Raw genomic sequence first — 18,623 nt, forward strand, 5'->3', positions numbered from 1 at the left:
ACTCAACCGCTGGCGATAGCTTCGGCTTGGCGTAACCAGGCCGCATGCCGGTCTGCGCTGGCGCCGAGAATTGGCCCGAAGGTGAGGGTTCGGGTTGGCTTGATTCCACAGAATTCCAGGGTGGTCTTGCGGACCTGATGCAAACCGGGCATGCGGTAGATCCATCGGTAGTACCAGGGCGGCGTGTCCATGGTCACCAGCAGGTGGGCGGTTCGGCCGCTCAGAAGTTTGTCGGGGAAGGCTTTGCCTTGTCGATACTTGAAGGCAAACCCCGGTAAGAACACCCGGTCGAAAAAGCCCTTGAGCAAGGCCGGTACACCACCCCACCAGATCGGATAAACCAGCGTCAGCTGTTCGGCCCAGAGGATATCGGCCTGGGCGTTACGCAGGTCGGCTTCCAGTGGCTGGACCTGCCGATAACCTTCGCGCAGTACCGGGTCAAAATCCATGCTGCCCAGAAACAATTGACGTACCTCATGCCCGGCGCGCACTGCCGACTGAATGTAACGCTCGGCAAGGGCGGCGCAGAAACTGTTGCTGGACGGATGCCCGAGGATCACCAGTATTCGTTTACCCATCATCGCTGTCCTTGAAGATCAAACCTCAAGGATAAAGTCTGCCCCTCAGGGGAGAGTCAAGGCGTGCAGCAGGGTCTTGGCATAGCCGGGTAATGCGGTGAAGTCCCGGGCACAGAGCAACAGTTTGCGTTGGCCCCAGGGTTCTTGCAGGGCGAGGCTTTTGAAGGACAGTCCGTCTGAACTGCGTTCGACCGCCGCCAAGGGTACGATTGCCAACCCCGCCCCTCGGGCGACCATGCGCATCACGCCATCGAAGCCATCGGCACGGATGCGAATCTGCATGCGCAGGCCGGCGTGCAGTGCCTGCTCTTCCAGGTACACCGCCAAGGCGCTGTTGGCATTCAGGCCGACGTAGTCGTGATGCAGCGTGTCGGTAAAGTTCACTGCGGTCGCCTGTGCCAAGGGGTGTTCCCGAGGCATGATCAGCACCAGCGGATCATCGCGGAATGCTCGGGTTTGCAGGTCATCGGTGTCCACCGCGTCGGAAACGATGCCGAGGTCCGCCGCCCCTTGGCGCAAGGCATGGGTGATTCGGGTGCTGGGCAGTTCCTGCAGGTCAATGTCTAGGTTGGGATGGCTGTGCAGGAAATCCGCGAGCAACTCTGGCAGGTACTCGGTGATCGCCGTGGTGTTGCACAGCAGCCGCACCTGGCCTTTGACGCCCTGGGCGTATTCGGCCAGTTCCTGTTGCAGGCGTTCGGCCTGTTGCAGCAGGACCCGGGCGTGTTGCGCCAAGACTTTGCCTGCGGCTGTGGGCGTGACGCCACGGCGACCCCGTTCGAGAAACTCGGTGCCCAACGACGACTCCATGGCACGGATGCGTGCGCTGGCCGCCGCGAGGGACAAATGGCTGCGTGCGGCGCCGGCGGTGATGTTGCCGGTGTCGAGGATGTTCAGGTACAGGCGCAGGTCGGTCAGGTCGAAGTGCATTGTCATCCCCGGATTTTTGTTGTCTGGGAGGCCGCCATCGCGAGCAAGCTCGCTCCCACAGGGGATCGCATTTCTTCTGCGAGAACTCGGTTACCTGTGGGAGCGGGCTTGCCCGCGAAGATGCCAGTCGCTTCAGCGAAATACTCAGCCTCTGCCAAAGCAAGAGGCAGCCTCAGTATATGGCAGATTTTCAATCAACCCCCGCGGGCTCACCATGGCCCCATGAATACACTCTCGGCGTTTTATCAGAATCTCGGGTTTGCCCTTTCGCTGTTGGTCATCGGCACCTTTGTGCTGGCCGGCATGATCAAGGGCGTGATCGGCCTCGGCCTGCCGACCGTTGCCATGGGCCTGCTCGGTCTGGCTATGGCGCCGACGCAGGCTGCGGCGCTGCTGATCATTCCGGCGACACTCACCAACGTCTGGCAACTGGCATTCGGCGGGCATCTGTCGGGGCTGGTCAAACGGTTGTGGCCGATGCTGCTGGCGATTTTCATCGGCACCGGGGCTGGCACGCTATGGATCGGCATGAGCGGTGGCCATTGGGTGTTGCGAGGGTTGGGCGCGGCATTGTTGCTGTATGCGCTGAGCGGTTTGTTCCTGCCGACTCTGCGCGTGGGGCGGCGCAGCGAACGCTGGCTCGGTCCGCTGTGCGGCGTGCTGACCGGCGTCATCACTTCGGCCACCGGCGTGTTCGTGATTCCAGCGGTGCCGTACCTGCAAGCACTGGGCTTGAGCAAGGACGAACTGGTGCAGGCGCTGGGCCTGTCGTTCACCGTTTCGACCCTGGCCCTGGCCGGTGGCTTGCTATGGGGCGGCGCTCTCGGTGGGGGCGAGTTGAGCGCATCGCTGCTGGCGCTGATCCCGGCCATGCTCGGCATGTGGCTGGGGCAATCGCTGCGCCAGCGGATCAGCGCCCTGTGGTTCAAACGCGTGTTTTTCGTTGGCCTGGGTGTGCTCGGCGGCCATTTGCTGATCAGCGGCTAGCGGACGACGGGCTGATCATCTCGATGGCGCGGATCTCGAAGTCCCGCTCCAGGTATTCATCACGCTGCTCGAGGAACTGCTTCATGTGTGGCAGGTTCGAGTGCACGTCGAGGTGGGCCTGGGATTGCCAGATCTCGTAGAAGATGAACAGGGTCGGGTCCTGTTTGTCGCGCAACATGTGGTATTCGATGCAACCGGGTTCGGCTCGGCTCGCTTGCACGTAGCCGCTGAAAAACGCTTCGAAGGCGTCGGATTTTTCCGGTCGGGTCTTGGCCTGCAGGATGAAGCCCTGGATTTCACTCATCTACATCTCTCCTCAAGTCAGAACTGGCCCCAGTCTAAGGCAACAATCGCCTATTGATTCGTGCTTGTAGGTCAAATGAATTTTGCCAAATCGACGCTTACTCCGCGCGAGGCCGATCGGTACTCTGCCGCCATCCGATTCCCGACCCTTCCCGAGATCTCCCATGAAAAAAGTCCTGTTGCTCAATGGCGGCAAAAGATTTGCGCACTCCGACGGCCGCTACAACGCCACCCTGCATGAAGCCGCGCTGAGCGTGCTGGATCGCGGCGGTGTGGATGTCAAAACCACTTTCATCGACGAGGGCTACGACGTCGCCGAAGAAGTGGCCAAGTTCCTCTGGGCCGACGTGATCATTTACCAGATGCCCGGCTGGTGGATGGGCGCGCCGTGGACCGTGAAAAAGTACATCGATGAAGTCTTCACCGAAGGTCATGGCAGCCTCTATGCCAGCGATGGTCGCACCCGTTCGGACGCGTCGCAGAAGTACGGCAGCGGCGGCCTGATTCACGGCAAGCAGTACATGCTGTCGCTGACCTGGAACGCCCCGCAGCAAGCCTTCGACGACCCGACCGATTTCTTCGAAGCCAAAGGTGTGGACGCGGTGTACTTCCCGTTCCACAAGGCCAACGAGTTCCTGGGCATGACCGGTTTGCCGACGTTCCTCTGCGTGGACGTGATGAAGCGCCCGAACATCGAAGGTGATGTGGTGCGCTATGAGCAGCATTTGGCTGAGGTGTTTGGCCTCAAGGCTTAACGCTCGGCTACTATCCGATGCAACGGCCAGGAAGATCGCAGCGCCGATTCGCAAACGAGGACACACGTGAAAGCCAGATCCGATGAATTGCAGGTTTTCGTCTGCGTGATTGAATGCGGGTCGATTTCTGCGGCGGCCGAGCAGGTCGGGCAAACGCCTTCGGCGGTCAGTCGTACGCTGTCGCGGCTGGAGGCCAAGCTCGACACCACGCTGATCAATCGCACCACGCGGCGCATGGACCTGACCGAAGAGGGCAAGTACTTCTTCGAACACGCCAAGCGCATTCTCGATCAGATGGACGAGCTCGAAGAGCGCCTGTCCTCACGCCAGAAAACGCCGTCCGGGCGACTGCGGATCAACGCGGCATCGCCTTTCATGCTGCACGCCATCGTGCCCTACATCGATGAATTCCGCAGGCTTTACCCCGACATCCAGCTCGAACTCAACAGCAACGATTTGATCATCGACCTGCTGGAGCAGAGCACCGACATCGCCATTCGCATCGGCACCCTGACCGACTCGACGCTGCATGCCCGCTCCCTGGGTTGCAGCCCGCTGCACATCGTCGCCAGCCCGGCGTACCTGGAAAAGTACGGCGCACCGCAAGCCGTGGCAGACCTGGCCAACCATACGCTGCTGGGGTTCACCCAGAACGAAGGCCTCAACCAATGGCCACTGCGTTATGTGCATGGCGATCGCTGGCCAATCCAGGCGTCGATCAGCGCCTCCAGCGGCGAGACCATCCGCCATCTCGCACTGGACGGCCAGGGCATCGCCAGCCTGTCGCATTTCATGACCATCGAGGACATTCGTGCCGGACGCTTGAAAGTGTTGCTGGCCGAATTCAACAGCGGCTATCGCCAGCCGATCAACGCGGTGTACTACCGTAACTCGCAGCTGGCCCTGCGGATTCAATGCTTCCTGGACTTTATCCAGGGCAAGTTGGCCGATTATGCGAGCGCAGATTTCAAGGGCTGATTCGTGATTCCTGCGCAAAAGTGAATTGGGTCAGAGGGCATTTTTCGGCTGTGATCGCTCCTTGATACTCCTTGCATCACTGATCAACGCAGGGAGTTTCTCCATGAACGTATTCGTTACCGGCGCTGCCGGTTTTATCGGCGGTTCCATCGCCACGGGCCTGGTCCAGGCCGGCCACAACGTCACCGGTCTGGTACGCAGCGCCGAACAAGCCGATGAACTGCGCGCACTGGGCATCATCCCGGTGATCGGTACGCTGGACGACCACGCGCTGTTGGCCGATCAGGCGCTTGCTGCCGACGCGGTGATCAACGCGGCCAGCAGTGATCATCGTGGTGCGGTGGAAGCCTTGCTCGATGCCCTGCGCGGTGCTGGCAAAGTGTTCCTGCACACCAGCGGTTCGAGCATTGTCGGTGATGCCTCGGGCGGTAAATCCAGTGATGTCATCTACTTCGAAGACAACCTGCCGGAACCGACAGTCGACAAAGCTGCGCGCGTGGCCATCGACAACCTGATCCTGGCGGCGGCCATGGACGGGGTGAACTCGGCGGTGATCTGCAATACGTTGATCTACGGCCACAGCCTGGGCGTGAGTCGTGACAGCGTGCAGCTGCCGCGCCTGCTCAAACAGGCGCGCAAAAGCGGCGTGGTGCGCCACGTCGGCACGGGCCGGAACATCTGGTCCAATGTGCACATCGAGGACGTGGTTGCGCTATACCTGCTGGCGCTGACTGAAAACGTACCGGGCACCTTCTACTTCGTCGAAAGCGGTGAAGCGTCATTCATCGACATGACCACCGCCATGGCCCAGGCGTTGAACCTGGGCGAACCGCAAGACTGGGCGCTCAAGGACGCGGAAGCCGAGTGGGGCTATGAAATGGCCAACTATGGCCTGGGTTCCAACAGTCGGGTGCGCGGCAAGCAGGCTCGGGAACTGTTGGGCTGGGTGCCGAAGCGCACGTCGGTCGTGGAGTGGATTCGCGACGAGATGGTGTGAGTTCGCTTTAGACCGAGTTGCGGCTATCGCGAGCAAGCTCGCTCCCACATTTGATCTGCATAGGGCACGGATTTTGTGTTCGACACAGATCCCTTGTGGGAGCGAGCTTGCTCGCGATGGCGTTTGCGCAGGCACAACGACTGGTCGGTCTGACTGCATTTCCGTAACATCCGCACACTCTTTTTCGTCTCTCCCTGTGTGCGGTTCCCCATGAAAGCAAAACGTCTACGCGCCGATGTCCTGGCCGGGCTTACCACTTCCTTCGCCCTGTTGCCCGAATGCATCGCTTTCGCGCTGGTGGCGCATCTCAATCCGCTGATGGGGCTCTATGGCGCGTTCATCATCTGCACCCTGACCGCGCTGTTCGGCGGGCGACCGGGCATGGTGTCCGGCGCGGCCGGCTCGATGGCCGTGGTGATCGTTGCGCTGGTGGTGCAACACGGCGTGCAGTATCTGCTGGCCACGGTGTTGCTGGGCGGGTTGATCATGATGGCGTTCGGGCTGCTCAAGCTCGGCAAACTGGTGCGCATGGTGCCGCACCCGGTGATGCTCGGTTTCGTCAACGGCCTGGCGATCATCATTGCCCTGGCACAAATGGAGCATTTCAAGAGCGGTGAGACCTGGTTGAGCGGTACGCCGCTGTACATGATGATCGGGCTGGTCGCGGTGACCATGGCCGTTGTCTATGTGCTGCCGCGCCTGACCCGTACGGTGCCGCCGGCGTTGGTGGCGATTCTCGGCGTGGGCCTGGCGGTGTATCTGCTTGGCCTGCCGACCCGCACCCTGGGCGACATGGCGCACATTGCCGGTGGCTTGCCGACGCTGGCGCTGCCGGACATTGCGTGGAATCTGGACACCCTGCGGATCATCGCGCCCTACGCGATCCTGATGGCGCTGGTCGGGTTGCTGGAAACCCTGTTGACCCTGAACCTCACCGACGAAATCACTGAGAGCCGTGGCTACCCGGATCGCGAGTGCGTGGCGCTGGGGGCGGCGAATCTGGTGTCCGGTGTGTTCGGTGGCATGGGCGGGTGCGCCATGATCGGCCAGACCGTGATCAACCTCAGCTCCGGCGGTCGCGGGCGCTTGTCCGGGATGGTGGCCGGGGTGTCGATCCTGTTGTTCATCCTGTTTCTGTCGCCGCTGATCGAGCGCATTCCATTGGCTGCATTGGTCGGGGTGATGTTCGTGGTGGCGCAACAGACCTTCGCCTGGGCCTCGCTGCGGGTGATGAACAAGGTCCCGCTGAACGATGCGCTGGTGATCATCGCCGTGACGGTGATTACCGTTTTCACCGATCTGGCCATCGCGGTGCTCTGCGGCATCATCATTGCGGCGCTGAACTTTGCCTGGCAGCAGGCGCGTCAGCTGTATGCCGACAGTCATCTGGAGAACGACGGCAGCAAGCTGTATCGGGTGCATGGCACGCTGTTCTTCGCCTCGACCACACCGTTTCTCAATCAGTTCGATACGGCCAATGACCCGGCGCAAGTGACACTTGATTGCCAGCACCTGAGTTTTGTCGACTACTCGGCCATCGCCGCACTGGGCACCTTGCGCGAGCGCTATAACAAGGCCGGCAAGCACCTGCGGGTGCTGCATTTGTCCGAGCGCTGCAAGAAATTGCTCAAGCGTGCCCGGATGCAGCACGACTGAAATCAAACAGGCAGGCGCGATGAAAATCCGCCTGCCTGATTTTCATTATTTGCGACAACTCATACCTCTGTGCGACACCCCTTACCTCTGCACGAAAATTACTTTCACCTCGTTTGAAAATCACCTGCCGAAATGTTTTAAGAGTTTCACAAATATTTCGACGTGACCCTCTCGAGGAGTACCGCATGACCCTGTCCTTCGGCTATTGGCTGCTGGTGTATGCCGCCATCGCCATCATTGCACTGATCGTTCTGATCGCCCGTTACCGACTCAACCCGTTCATTGTCATCACCCTGATTTCCATCGGCCTGGCGCTGGTGGCGGGCATGCCGCCGTCGGGTGTGGTGGGGGCGTACGAGGCCGGGGTCGGCAAGACCCTGGGGCATATCGCATTGGTGGTGGCGCTGGGCACCATGCTCGGCAAGATGATGGCCGAGTCCGGTGGCGCCGAGCAGGTGGCGCGGACCTTGATCGACCGTTTTGGCGAGAAGAACGCGCATTGGGCGATGGTGTGCATTGCATTCCTGGTGGGGCTGCCACTGTTCTTCGAGGTCGGTTTCGTGCTGCTGGTGCCGATTGCGTTCACCGTGGCGCGGCGGGTTGGCGTCTCGATCCTGATGGTCGGTTTGCCGATGGTCGCCGGGTTGTCGGTGGTGCATGCGCTAGTGCCGCCGCACCCGGCGGCGATGCTGGCGGTGCAGGTGTATCAGGCGTCGGTGGGGCAGACGTTGATGTACGCGATCCTGATCGGCATTCCGACGGCGATCATCGCCGGTCCCCTGTACGCCAAATTCATCGTGCCGCGCATCCAATTGCCGGCGGAAAACCCGCTGGAACGACAGTTTCTTGAGCGTGAACCGCGCGACAGCCTGCCGGGTTTCGGCATCACCATGGCGACCATCCTGTTGCCGGTGGTACTGATGCTGATTGGCGGCTGGGCCAATCTGATTTCCACGCCGGGCAGTGGTTTCAACCAGTTCCTGCTGTTCATCGGCAACTCGGTGATCGCGCTGTTGCTGGCCACATTGCTGAGCTTCTGGACCCTCGGCCTGGCCCAGGGCTTCAACCGCGAATCGATCCTCAAGTTCACCAACGAATGCCTGGCGCCGACCGCGAGCATCACGCTGCTGGTGGGCGCCGGCGGTGGTTTGAACCGGATTCTGGTGGACGCCGGCGTCACTGACCAGATCGTCGGCCTGGCCCACGAATTTCATTTGTCGCCGCTGTTGATGGGCTGGCTGTTTGCCGCGCTGATGCGCATCGCCACCGGTTCTGCCACTGTGGCCATGACCACCGCTTCAGGCGTGGTCGCTCCCGTGGCCATTGGTCTGGGTTATCCCCATCCGGAGTTGCTGGTGCTGGCGACTGGCGCCGGTTCAGTAATCTTTTCCCACGTCAACGACGGCGGCTTCTGGTTGATCAAGGAATACTTCAACATGACAGTGACCCAGACCTTCAAGACCTGGACCGTGCTCGAGACGTTGATCTCGGTCGTTGCTTTCGCGTTGACCGTTGGTCTTTCTTACCTGATTTAACCGGAGCCGCCCGCCATGGACATCCTCTACCAGATCCGCGCCCGCCAGGATTCCTTCAGCGCCGGTGAAGGACGTATCGCCCGCCTGATGCTCGACGACGTAGGATTTGCCGCCTCCGCCAGTCTCGATGAACTGGCGCTGCGGGCAGAGGTCAGCAGCGCCACGCTGTCGCGGTTCGCCCGTACGGTCGGCTGTAAGGACCTGCGTGACTTGCGCTTGCAACTGGCCCAGGCCAGTGGCGTGGGCAGCCGATTTCTCGACCCGGCGGGCACGCCCGAGCAGTCGGCGTTCTATGGGCAGATCGTGAGTGACGTCGAGTCGACCTTGCGCCAGCACCTGGCGGCGTTCGATGAGTCGCGTTTCGCCGATGCGGTGAAACTGCTGGGCAAGGCGCGGATGATTCACGCTTTCGGCGTGGGCGGCTGCTCGACCCTGTGCAGCGATGAACTGCAGGTGCGCCTGGTGCGCCTCGGCTATCCGATCGCGGTGTGCCACGATGCGGTGATGATGCGCGTCACCGCCGCCAGCCTCAGTGCCGAACAGGTGGTGATTGTCTGCTCGTTGACCGGGATCACCCCGGAGCTGATTGAAACGGTGGAGCTGGCGCGCAACTACGGCGCACGCATTCTGGCAATCACCCGGGCCGATTCTCCGCTGGCGCAACTGGCCGACATCGTCCTGCCGCTGCAAAGTGCCGAAACCTCGTTCATCTACAAACCCACGGCGGCGCGCTACGGCATGCTGCTGGCCATCGATGTGCTCGCCACCGAGCTGGCGTTGGCCAATCCTGAAGACAATCAAGAACGTCTGCGGCGGATCAAACTCGCCCTCGACGAATACCGCGGCGGCGACGATCACTTGCCGCTGGGAGACTGACATGCAGTACGACACGCTGATTCGCAACGCCCTGATCATCGACGGCAGCAACAGCCCCGGATACCCCGCCGACGTGGCCATTCTCAACGGGCGCATCGAGCGTATCGGCGACTTGCGCGATGCCCGCGCCAGCGAGGAAATCGATGCGCAGGGCCATGTGCTGGCGCCGGGTTTCATCGACGTGCACACCCATGACGACACCGTGGTGATTCGTCAGCCGCAGATGCTGCCCAAGCTCAGCCAGGGTGTGACCACGGTCATCGTCGGCAACTGCGGGATCAGTGCGTCACCGGTGAGTTTGCGCGGCGATCCGCCGGACCCGATGAACCTGTTGGGCACGGCCGCTGCGTTCGTTTATCCGAGCTTCCGCGATTACCGCGCGGCGGTCGAAGCGGCGAACACCACGCTGAACGTTGCCGCGCTGGTCGGCCATACGGCGTTGCGCAGCAATCATCTGGACGACCTGTTCCGCACCGCCACGGCGGATGAAATCAACGCGATGCGCGAGCAATTGCGCGAGAGCCTTGAGGCCGGCGCCTTGGGCCTGTCCACCGGCCTTGCCTATGCCAGCGCCTTCTCGGCATCCACTGATGAAGTGATGCAATTGACCGAAGAGTTGACCGCGTTCGGGGCGGTCTACACCACCCATTTGCGCAGCGAATTCGAACCGGTGCTGGCAGCCATGGACGAGGCGTTCCAGATCGGTCGTCATGCGCAAAGCCCGGTGATCATTTCCCACCTCAAATGCGCTGGCGCCGGTAACTGGGGGCGTAGTCCGCAACTGTTGGCGTCACTCGAACAGGCCGCGAAAACCCATCCGGTGGGCTGCGATTGCTATCCGTATGCGGCGAGTTCTTCGACGCTGGATTTGAAGCAGGTGACCGATGCCCACCGCATTACCATCACCTGGTCGACCCCGCACCCGGAAATGGGCGGTCGCGACCTGATGGACATCGCCGCCGAGTGGAATGTGTCGTTGCTGGAGGCCGCTCGCCAACTGCAACCGGCCGGTGCGGTGTACTACGGAATGGATGAGGCGGATGTCCGCAGAATCCTTGCGCATCCGCTGTCGATGGTCGGCTCCGACGGCTTGCCGGAAGACCCGTTTCCACACCCACGCTTGTGGGGCGCATTCCCTCGGGTGCTCGGACATTTCAGCCGTGACGTCGGACTGTTCCCGTTGCACACCGCGGTGCACAAGATGACCGGGCTGTCGGCGGCTCGCTTCGGTTTGAAGGCGCGCGGTGAAATACGCGAAGGCCATTGGGCGGACCTGGTGTTGTTCGATCCGGCGACTATCCGCGATGTCGCCGATTTCAACGACCCGCAGCGGGCGGCGCAAGGCATCGAGGGGGTATGGGTCAACGGTGTGTTGAGTTACCGCGACGGCCAGGCCAACGGGCGCAGGGAAGGGCGGTTCCTGGCCCGGGAAGGGGATTTGCGCACGGGTTTTCAGTGAGTTTCGAGGACTGCGTCAAACCCGGTGGGTTTGGCGAAACTCGCCGGGTGGCATCCCGCGCCGGCTTTTGAACGTGCGGTGGAACGAGCGGGGTTCGGTGAAACCCAGGTACTGGGCGATGTCCTGGATCGGCAGGGTGCTGTTGAGCAGGTAATGTTCGGCCAGCTCCTGGCGCAGGTCATCGAGGATCTGCTGGTACGACGTACCGGCCAGATGCAGCTGGCGTTGCAGCGTGCGCACTGACACGGCGAGATGCTCGGCCACCTGCTCCTTGCGTGGCAGACCTTCCTTGAGCAACTTTCGCAGGATGCTTTTGACCCGCTGTTCCAGCGACGCGTCCTCCAGTGTGGCCATCAACCCCTGGGCATGTTCTTCCAGTGTGCGCAGCAATTGTGCATCGGCCTGGCGCAATGGCAACTGCAAATACGGCAACGGGACAATCAGCGCCGAATAGGGCTGGTCGAACAGTACCGGACAGTCGAAGAACTGCTCGTACTCTGCCAGCGTCGTGTCGGCCGGACGGGCATGTTCGAGCCAGACGGCGGCCGGCGACATTTGCGTGTCGGCGATCCAGCGCGCGTATTGCAGCCAGGAACCGAGCACGTTTTCCACCAGGTGCCGGCGAATTCGCGGGCGTTGATGGCGGCAGGTCCAGATCAGGTGCACGTCGCTGCCTTGCACCTCGGCGCGGCTGACGCCCATGTCTCCCACGAGCTTCTCGAACGGCATGATGCGGCTCATGGCGTCGCCCAGTGTCGCGCAGTTCATGGTGATGTAACCCAGCACGCTCCAGGAGTTGGGCAACACAAAGTGCGCGGCGTTGAGACCGAACAATGCATCGCCCGAGTGTTCGCAGAAGTAATCGAGCAGCCGTTCATGGGCTTCACCCGGCAACCGCAGGCTGTTGTCACTCAACTGCTGTGCCTGCAACCCGGCAGCCGCCAACGCAGGCTCGATGGCCATGCCCAGTTGTTCGGCATGACGCAGGTATTTGAGCAGCGGCGGAACTGAAGTGAAGCCCAGGGATTGCATGATCGTATTCCTTTGATCAAGGCCCGCGTGCGCGGATGAATGCCCTGAAAGGTAATTTGAAACCACGGCTAAAGTAAATGGCTGACGCCTGCGCGACGTTTGACTCAATTGGCTACTCGAACTGGCCGGATGCGACCGTGACACTTTCGGGCGGCTGACTAGTATGGGGGGCCTGAAATATCACTGATCAGAACCGCAAAAGGACACACGCATGCGACGCTGGAACGGCTGGGGAGATGCAACCACGGTGGTCGAACTGCCGGCCCAGGGCGCGAGTTTTCTCGCCCGGCGGGTAGGTGACGGTCGAGCGCTGCCCGACGCGACACTTGAGACGGCATTGGCCCGCGTGCCCGCCTCGCGGTTGCAGCAACACTTCTTGTACAGCGTGGATGCCCATGATCGCTTGCTGCATGCTCGCGGTCAGAGCCTGCCGGACTGGCTGGCGTTGCGTGAGGGCGCGCTGGGGAATTATCCCGACGCCGTGGCCTATCCCGAGACCGCTGAACAGATTCGCAAGTTACTGCTGCTCGCCCATGAACAGGACCTGTGCCTGATTCCTTATGGCGGCGGCACCTCGGTGGCCGGTCACATCAATCCGCCGAGTTCCGCGCGGCCGGTGGTGACGGTTTCCCTGGCCCGCATGAATCGCCTGCTGGACCTCGACGAAGAGAGCCTGCTGGCCACCTTCGGCCCCGGCACCAGTGGACCGCAGGTGGAAAGTCAGTTGCGCGCCCGTGGTTACACCCTGGGGCATTTTCCGCAGTCGTGGGAGCTGTCGACCCTGGGTGGTTGGGTCGCCAGCCGTTCCAGTGGCCAGCAGTCGTTGCGCTATGGGCGGATCGAGCAACTGTTCGCCGGCGGCACCCTGGAAACCTTTGCCGGACCTTTGGAGATTCCCTCCTTTCCGGCCTCGGCGGCCGGGCCCGATCTGCGCGAGGTGGTGTTGGGCTGTGAGGGCCGTTTCGGGATCATTTCCGAGGTGAAGGTGCGGGTTAGCGCACTGCCCGCCGATGAGCGTTTCTATGGGGTGTTTCTGCCCGATTGGCCCAAGGCGCTGCAAGCCATCCGCCAGTTGGCCCAGGCGCGCGTGCCGCTGTCGATGCTGCGCCTGTCCAACGCGGTGGAAACCGAAACCCAGCTGGCGCTGGCCGGTCACCCGCAGCAGATCGCCTGGCTGGAAAAGTACCTGGCCCTGCGCGGCGCCGGTGAGGGCAAATGCCTGCTGACGTTCGGCGTGACCGGCAATCGTCGGCAAAACGCGCTGTCCCTGCGTCAGGCCCGGCAGCACCTCAAGGCGTTCGGCGGGGTGTTTACTGGCACCTTGCTCGGCAAGAAGTGGGCGCAGAACCGTTTTCGTTTTCCCTACCTGCGCGAAAACCTGTGGAACGCCGGTTATGTGGTGGACACCCTGGAAACGGCCACTGACTGGAGCAACGTCGATAACCTGCTCACGCTGGTCGAAAACAGCCTGCGCGATGCCTTGGCTGCCGAAGGCGAGCGGGTGCATGTCTTCACCCACCTTTCCCATGTCTACGGCGAAGGATCGAGCATCTACACCACCTATGTGTTTCGCCCGGCGGCGGACTACCCCGCCACCCTGGCGCGCTGGCAGGCACTCAAGCAGGCGGCCAGCCAGACCATCGTCGACAACCACGGCACCATCAGTCACCAGCATGGCGTGGGCAAGGATCACGCGCCGTACCTGCGGCGGGAAAAGGGCGCACTGGCGATGGAAACCCTGCAGGCACTGAGTCGGCATTTTGATCCGGCCGGGCGACTGAACCCTGGCACGCTGTTGCAGGAGTGACGGCCATGAGCCTGGATTGGAACGCGGCGTGGCGACAGCGGGTGCTGCCGACGTTGGTGGATGAAACCTGGGACTTGATCGTCATCGGCGGCGGCATCAGCGGCGCCGGTATCCTGCGCGAAGCCGCGCGCCGAGGGTGGCGTTGCCTGCTGCTGGAGCAGCGCGATTTCGCCTGGGGCACCTCCAGCCGCTCCTCGAAAATGGTCCATGGCGGTTTGCGCTACATCGCCAAGGGCCAGTGGCGCCTGACCCGCGATTCGGTCCGCGAACGCCAGCGCCTGCTCGACGAAGCGCCGGGGCTGGTGGAGCCGATGAGTTTCATGATGCCGCATTACCGTGGCGGTTTTCCCGGACCTCGGGTGCTGGGTGGTTTGCTGTCCATCTATGACGCATTGGCCGGGCGGCGCAGCCATCACTTCCATGACGCGCAACAACTGCGTTATCTGGCGCCCGGGGTGAAGGAAGATGACCTGCTGGGCGGCACCTGTTTTGTCGATGCGCTGACCGATGATGCCCGTCTGGTGATGCGCGTACTGGGCGAGGCCCGGGCTGACGGCGCCGTGGTGCTCAACGGCGTGCGCGTACAGCAATTGCTGCGTGAAGAGGGGCGCGTTTGCGGGGTTCAGGTCGAAGACTGCGAGGATGGCGGATTACTGACATTGCGTTGTGGTGTGCTGGCTGTGGCCACCGGCGCATGGGCCGAGCGCTTGCGCCTGCCCGATGCCCCTCGCCAGTTGCGCCCGTTGCGTGGCAGTCATCTATTGTTGCCGGGCTGGCGCCTGCCAGTGGCGCAAGCCTTCACCTTCCTGCACGAACGCGACCGTCGACCGGTGTTCGTTTTCCCTTGGGAGGGTGCCACGGTGGTCGGCACCACGGACCTCGATCATCAGGGCGATCTGGACCAGAGCGCGAGCATCAGCCCCGAGGAACTCGACTATCTGCTGGCGGCCTGCAGCCAACAGTTCCCCCAGGCCGAGGTGGTCGCTGCCGATGTGCTGTCGACCTGGTCGGGAGTGCGTCCGGTGGTGGGCAGTGCGGCGGGTGAGCATCAAGACAAGCCGTCGAATGAAACCCGTGAGCATGTGCTGTGGCAGGAGCCTGGTTGCGTGACCCTGGCCGGCGGCAAGCTGACCACCTTTCGCCCGCAGGCGATCGAAGTGCTCAAGGCCTGCGCGACCATGCTCGAGCGCCCCTTCAAGGATGATGCCGCGCCGGTGTTCGCTGCTGTGCCGCCGCTGGCGATACCGGGGCTCAGCGCCAACCGGTGGCGGCGCCTGGCCGGGCGGCATGGCCGTGACCTGCCGAGGCTGGCGCAACTGATCACCGAACTGGGCCACGACACCATCGGCGGCACTGACACCTTGTGGGCGGAACTGGCCGTTGCCTGCGATGGGGAAATGGTCCTGCACCTGGATGACCTGCTGCTGCGCCGAACCCGTCTGGGCCTGCTGCTGCCGCGCGGAGGCGAGGATTATTTCGCTGACATTCGCCAACTCTGCCAGCCGCGACTGGGCTGGGACGATGAGCATTGGCAGCAGGAATTACAGCGTTATCGGGCGTTGTGGCAACGCCATCATGGTTTGCCGGATGCCGCGCATTGATGCCCATTGAAGAGAGCTCCATGGATAACCACCCGAACAAGCGTTACCTGTTGGCCATCGACAATGGTACCCAGAGCGTGCGCGCGCTGCTCTTCGACCTGCAGGGCAATCTGCTGGGCAAAGGCAAGGTCGAGTTGCAGGCCTATTACTCGACTCAACCCGGCTGGGCCGAGCAGGACCCGGAGTATTACTGGGCAAAACTGGGTGAGGCCTGCCAACAGTTGTGGCAGCAAACCGGCATCGATCGCTCACAGATTGCCGGTGTATCCCTGACCACTCAGCGCGGCACCGTGATCAACGTCGATGCCCAGGGCAAGGCGCTGCGCCCGGCGATCCTGTGGCTCGATCAACGCCAGGCCGAAGTCAAAGGCGGCATCAAGGGACCGTGGGGCTGGCTGTTCAAACTGGTCGGCGCGCAAGCCACGGTGGACTACTTTCGCGCCCAGGCCGAGGCCAACTGGATCGCCCGCAATCAGCCTGGGGTCTGGGCAGCGACCGACAAATTCTTGCTGCTCTCGGGGTTTCTCACCCATCGCCTTTGTGGGCGCTTTGTCGATTCCGTGGGCTGCTGCGTCGGTTACCTGCCGTTCGATTTCAAGCGCTTGCGCTGGGCCGCACCCGCCGACTGGAAATGGCAGGCGCTGGCGGTGCGCCCCGAGCAACTGCCGAGCCTGCGCAAGCCCGGTGAAACCCTCGGCTACATCAGCGCCGAGGCCAGCCGCCACACCGGCATTCCCGAGGGGCTGCCGCTGATCGCCGCGGGTGCCGACAAGGCCTGTGAAGTCGTGGGTTCCGGCGTCGTCGACCCAGGCACCGTGTGCCTTTCCTACGGCACCACGGCGACGATCACCAGCACCCGGTCGCGCTACCTGGAAATCGTCCCGTTGATTCCGCCTTACCCGTCCGCGGTGCCGGATCAATTCAACTGCGAGGTGATGATTTATCGCGGCTACTGGATGGTCAGCTGGTTCAAGAACGAGTTCGGTCTGCGGGAAATGCAGCAGGCCAAAGCCCAGGGCGTGGAGCCCGAGCAACTCTTCGATGCGCTGGTCGACGCCGTGCCGCCTGGCTCCATGGGGTTGATGCTGCAACCCTACTGGTCGCCCGGCATCCGCGAGCCGGGTGTGGAAGCCAAGGGCGCGATGATCGGCTTCGGCGACGTGCATACCCGCGCGCACATTTATCGGGCGATCCTTGAAGGTCTGGCGTATGCCTTGCGTCAGGGCATGGAGAAGATCGAGAAACGTTCGGGGGTCTCCATCACGCGCTTGCGCGTCGCCGGTGGTGGCTCCCAGAGTGATGCCGCGATGCAACTCACGGCGAACATTTTCGGCCTGCCGGCCGAGCGTCCGCACGTCTACGAAGCGTCCGGCCTGGGCGCGGCCATTTGCTGCGCGGTGGGGCTGGGGCTGCATGCGGATTTCCCCACGGCGATGGCCGCCATGACTCGGGTCGGTGCGGTATTCATGCCGCAACCCGAGGCGCAGCAGATCTATGAGCGACTGTACAAAGAGGTCTACCTGCGCATGTATCGACAGCTCAAGCCGTTGTACCAGAGCATCCGCAAAATTACCGGTTACCCCGCTTAGGAAAACGCCCGGGAACCCTGTGGGAGCGAGCTTGCTCGCGATGACGGTATATCACTCGGCATCTATGTCGACTGACACTCCGCCATCGCGAGCAAGCTCGCTCCCACAATGATCGGTGGTGTTTTCACGCCACCTCATGTGGCGCTATCGGAGAACTTTTCTGGTGAGATTGGACAGTGTCAGGGGCAGGGTCGGTTGTTAGGCTCAACCCCCACAGCACATCCAATAAGAACCAGGCAATGAAGCTGAAATTCCTCCTGTTGCTGCTTTGTGCAACGGCCCCGACAGCCTGGGGCTGGTCGAACCATACGATGGGCAGCTACCTGGCGTTGCAGGATTTGCCGACGTTGCGTGATGCACCGCATGTCGAAGTCGAGCCGCTGGAACAATTTCTTTCGCAGCAATACCAGGCCGTGAGTGCGCTGCTGGATGAGCAGGAACGCTTCGCCCGCGAGCACTTTGCCCAATACCCGCCGCGCCCCGACAACCTGCGATTGCCAGCCGTGCCTGGGGACAATCTGCGCCACGACTTCCTCACCGCACTGCGCATCAATCCCGGGATTCATCTGGCGATGGTCATCCAGCTGATGCCGGGCAAGGATCTGCCCGAGCGTGAACACCTCAAGGCCGATCAAGTCATGGTGGAGCAGACGCTCTCACCGTGGAATCGCCAGCGCTTCATCTTTGTAGCTGACCACGAACCAGTCGCGCCCCTGGCCGTGTTGGCCAGCGCCGCCGATGAGCCTGACTATGGCCACGACATCAACCTGTTCAGCGACAACCCGGGTGAGGTGGGCGCGGTGTACGGCTTCGGCCCGCAGCCCTTCGGCGACGCCCGGTTTCAGTACAGCTCCCAGGCGCCCTTTCATATGGGCTTCTTCCATGAAAGCCCGGTGGTGTATGCCGCTGCCGGTTTTCTTCAGCGCAGTTGGCCGGACTGGCGCGCCTACCAGTACATGGGCTTGGCGCGACTGGCGTTTGCCACTGGCCATTCATATTGGGGCTATCGATTTCTCGGTTGGGGCCTGCACCACGTTCAGGACCTGACCCAGCCTTATCACGCCAAGCCGCTGCCGGGTGTCGAACTGGCGAGCCTGCTGGTGCTGGAAGGTAAGGCCCTGGCCGGGTTCGATGCCGACAAGCATGCGGCCATCGAACGGGTCGCCACCCGGCACATGGAAGTGGAGAAGTATCAGTCGACCTGGCTTCGTCGCCTGCTGCGCGCCGGCCAGGCACACCCGATGCTCGACGCTTATGCCGACTCTGCACAGGACGCCCGTTATCCGCCGTACTCGGTGAACTACCTGCGCGAAGTGGTGAGTGCCGAGTCCGTCGAACAATCCGCAGCGTTTGATGAAGCCATCGGCCAGTGGCTGGACACGGCACCGATCACCAGCAATTTCAGCAACGGTAATCAGCTGCAGCGCGAAGACTTCGACCATCCGGCACTTAACCGGCAGCTGTTCAAACTGCTGGGACATTTCGGCGCCCACAGCCGGATTTACGCCCATGCGGGATTGGCGCCATAGCCATCGCTGCA

16 protein-coding genes are annotated in these 18,623 nt (G+C 62.2%); 12 read left to right on the forward strand and 4 right to left on the reverse strand.

What is annotated here, in order from left to right:
• Nucleotides 1–2: 2 nt before the first annotated feature.
• Nucleotides 3–581, reverse strand: a complete 579-nt coding sequence (locus tag AC1D1M_RS22650) for an NAD(P)H-dependent oxidoreductase (protein ID WP_477777333.1) — start codon at nucleotides 579–581, stop codon at nucleotides 3–5.
• Nucleotides 582–623: 42 nt separating this feature from the next.
• Complete coding sequence (locus tag AC1D1M_RS22655; RefSeq protein ID WP_477777334.1) at nucleotides 624–1,508, reverse strand: LysR substrate-binding domain-containing protein; 885 nt, start codon at nucleotides 1,506–1,508, stop codon at nucleotides 624–626.
• Nucleotides 1,509–1,730: 222 nt separating this feature from the next.
• Here AC1D1M_RS22655 and AC1D1M_RS22660 point away from each other — a divergent pair, with 222 nt between their 5' ends.
• On the forward strand, nucleotides 1,731–2,495 hold the full coding sequence (locus AC1D1M_RS22660; protein WP_477777335.1) for a sulfite exporter TauE/SafE family protein: 765 nt from the start codon (nucleotides 1,731–1,733) through the stop codon (nucleotides 2,493–2,495).
• Here the strand turns inward: AC1D1M_RS22660 and AC1D1M_RS22665 are convergent.
• Nucleotides 2,485–2,799, reverse strand: coding sequence for a putative quinol monooxygenase (locus AC1D1M_RS22665; RefSeq protein WP_477777336.1), 315 nt, complete (start codon nucleotides 2,797–2,799; stop codon nucleotides 2,485–2,487). The two genes, AC1D1M_RS22660 and AC1D1M_RS22665, sit on opposite strands and share 11 nt — an antisense overlap.
• A gap of 163 nt (nucleotides 2,800–2,962) precedes the next feature.
• Here AC1D1M_RS22665 and mdaB point away from each other — a divergent pair, with 163 nt between their 5' ends.
• The 7 genes from mdaB (at nucleotide 2,963) to AC1D1M_RS22700 (ending at nucleotide 11,054) form a co-directional block, all read left to right on the forward strand.
• Nucleotides 2,963–3,553 carry an NADPH:quinone oxidoreductase MdaB gene (mdaB, locus tag AC1D1M_RS22670; protein WP_477777337.1) on the forward strand — a complete coding sequence of 197 codons (591 nt, stop codon included), beginning with the start codon at nucleotides 2,963–2,965 and terminating at the stop codon, nucleotides 3,551–3,553.
• Nucleotides 3,554–3,619: 66 nt separating this feature from the next.
• Entirely contained in the window at nucleotides 3,620–4,531 is a 912-nt protein-coding gene (locus tag AC1D1M_RS22675; RefSeq protein WP_477777338.1) for a LysR family transcriptional regulator, read from the forward strand.
• Nucleotides 4,532–4,634: 103 nt separating this feature from the next.
• The gene (locus AC1D1M_RS22680; RefSeq protein ID WP_477777339.1) at nucleotides 4,635–5,528 is read left to right on the forward strand and encodes an NAD-dependent epimerase/dehydratase family protein; all 894 of its coding nucleotides are present in this window, start codon (nucleotides 4,635–4,637) and stop codon (nucleotides 5,526–5,528) included.
• A 210-nt stretch (nucleotides 5,529–5,738) separates the two neighbouring features.
• The gene (locus AC1D1M_RS22685) at nucleotides 5,739–7,184 is read left to right on the forward strand and encodes a SulP family inorganic anion transporter (RefSeq protein WP_477777340.1); all 1,446 of its coding nucleotides are present in this window, start codon (nucleotides 5,739–5,741) and stop codon (nucleotides 7,182–7,184) included.
• Nucleotides 7,185–7,369: 185 nt separating this feature from the next.
• Complete coding sequence (locus AC1D1M_RS22690) at nucleotides 7,370–8,719, forward strand: GntT/GntP/DsdX family permease (RefSeq protein WP_477777341.1); 1,350 nt, start codon at nucleotides 7,370–7,372, stop codon at nucleotides 8,717–8,719.
• Between the two features lie 15 nt (nucleotides 8,720–8,734).
• The gene (locus AC1D1M_RS22695) at nucleotides 8,735–9,595 is read left to right on the forward strand and encodes a MurR/RpiR family transcriptional regulator (RefSeq protein WP_477777342.1); all 861 of its coding nucleotides are present in this window, start codon (nucleotides 8,735–8,737) and stop codon (nucleotides 9,593–9,595) included.
• Between the two features lies 1 nt (nucleotide 9,596).
• Nucleotides 9,597–11,054, forward strand: coding sequence for an N-acyl-D-amino-acid deacylase family protein (locus AC1D1M_RS22700; RefSeq protein WP_477777343.1), 1,458 nt, complete (start codon nucleotides 9,597–9,599; stop codon nucleotides 11,052–11,054).
• A 15-nt stretch (nucleotides 11,055–11,069) separates the two neighbouring features.
• Here the strand turns inward: AC1D1M_RS22700 and gliR are convergent, their stop codons facing one another.
• A complete protein-coding gene (gene gliR / locus AC1D1M_RS22705) occupies nucleotides 11,070–12,086 on the reverse strand; it encodes an AraC family transcriptional regulator GliR (protein ID WP_477777344.1) in 1,017 nt (338 codons plus the stop codon).
• Between the two features lie 211 nt (nucleotides 12,087–12,297).
• On the opposite strand from gliR, the gene AC1D1M_RS22710 reads away from it, so the two are divergent.
• From AC1D1M_RS22710 to AC1D1M_RS22725, 4 genes are all read left to right on the forward strand, one after another.
• A complete protein-coding gene (locus AC1D1M_RS22710; RefSeq protein WP_477777345.1) occupies nucleotides 12,298–13,893 on the forward strand; it encodes an FAD-binding oxidoreductase in 1,596 nt (531 codons plus the stop codon).
• Between the two features lie 5 nt (nucleotides 13,894–13,898).
• Nucleotides 13,899–15,494, forward strand: coding sequence for a glycerol-3-phosphate dehydrogenase/oxidase (locus tag AC1D1M_RS22715; RefSeq protein ID WP_477777346.1), 1,596 nt, complete (start codon nucleotides 13,899–13,901; stop codon nucleotides 15,492–15,494).
• Between the two features lie 20 nt (nucleotides 15,495–15,514).
• Nucleotides 15,515–17,083 (forward strand): FGGY-family carbohydrate kinase, encoded by a 1,569-nt coding sequence (locus tag AC1D1M_RS22720; RefSeq protein ID WP_477777347.1) that lies wholly within the window; start codon nucleotides 15,515–15,517, stop codon nucleotides 17,081–17,083.
• 239 nt (nucleotides 17,084–17,322) lie between these two features.
• Nucleotides 17,323–18,612, forward strand: a complete 1,290-nt coding sequence (locus AC1D1M_RS22725; protein ID WP_477777348.1) for a phospholipase — start codon at nucleotides 17,323–17,325, stop codon at nucleotides 18,610–18,612.
• The last annotated feature ends 11 nt before the right edge of the window (nucleotides 18,613–18,623 follow it).

The sequence above is a fragment of the Pseudomonas sp. P1_F7 genome (assembly GCF_056405655.1).

Excerpts from the sequence above, each read along its gene's own strand:
- AC1D1M_RS22650 (WP_477777333.1), bottom strand. The coding sequence starts at position 581 with ATGATGGGTAAACGAATACTGGTGATCCTCGGGCATCCGTCCAGCAAC.
- AC1D1M_RS22655 (WP_477777334.1), bottom strand. The coding sequence starts at position 1,508 with ATGCACTTCGACCTGACCGACCTGCGCCTGTACCTGAACATCCTCGAC.
- AC1D1M_RS22660 (WP_477777335.1), top strand. The coding sequence starts at position 1,731 with ATGAATACACTCTCGGCGTTTTATCAGAATCTCGGGTTTGCCCTTTCG.
- AC1D1M_RS22665 (WP_477777336.1), bottom strand. The coding sequence starts at position 2,799 with ATGAGTGAAATCCAGGGCTTCATCCTGCAGGCCAAGACCCGACCGGAA.
- mdaB (WP_477777337.1), top strand. The coding sequence starts at position 2,963 with ATGAAAAAAGTCCTGTTGCTCAATGGCGGCAAAAGATTTGCGCACTCC.
- AC1D1M_RS22680 (WP_477777339.1), top strand. The coding sequence starts at position 4,635 with ATGAACGTATTCGTTACCGGCGCTGCCGGTTTTATCGGCGGTTCCATC.
- AC1D1M_RS22685 (WP_477777340.1), top strand. The coding sequence starts at position 5,739 with ATGAAAGCAAAACGTCTACGCGCCGATGTCCTGGCCGGGCTTACCACT.
- AC1D1M_RS22690 (WP_477777341.1), top strand. The coding sequence starts at position 7,370 with ATGACCCTGTCCTTCGGCTATTGGCTGCTGGTGTATGCCGCCATCGCC.
- AC1D1M_RS22695 (WP_477777342.1), top strand. The coding sequence starts at position 8,735 with ATGGACATCCTCTACCAGATCCGCGCCCGCCAGGATTCCTTCAGCGCC.
- AC1D1M_RS22700 (WP_477777343.1), top strand. The coding sequence starts at position 9,597 with ATGCAGTACGACACGCTGATTCGCAACGCCCTGATCATCGACGGCAGC.
- gliR (WP_477777344.1), bottom strand. The coding sequence starts at position 12,086 with ATGCAATCCCTGGGCTTCACTTCAGTTCCGCCGCTGCTCAAATACCTG.
- AC1D1M_RS22710 (WP_477777345.1), top strand. The coding sequence starts at position 12,298 with ATGCGACGCTGGAACGGCTGGGGAGATGCAACCACGGTGGTCGAACTG.
- AC1D1M_RS22715 (WP_477777346.1), top strand. The coding sequence starts at position 13,899 with ATGAGCCTGGATTGGAACGCGGCGTGGCGACAGCGGGTGCTGCCGACG.
- AC1D1M_RS22720 (WP_477777347.1), top strand. The coding sequence starts at position 15,515 with ATGGATAACCACCCGAACAAGCGTTACCTGTTGGCCATCGACAATGGT.
- AC1D1M_RS22725 (WP_477777348.1), top strand. The coding sequence starts at position 17,323 with ATGAAGCTGAAATTCCTCCTGTTGCTGCTTTGTGCAACGGCCCCGACA.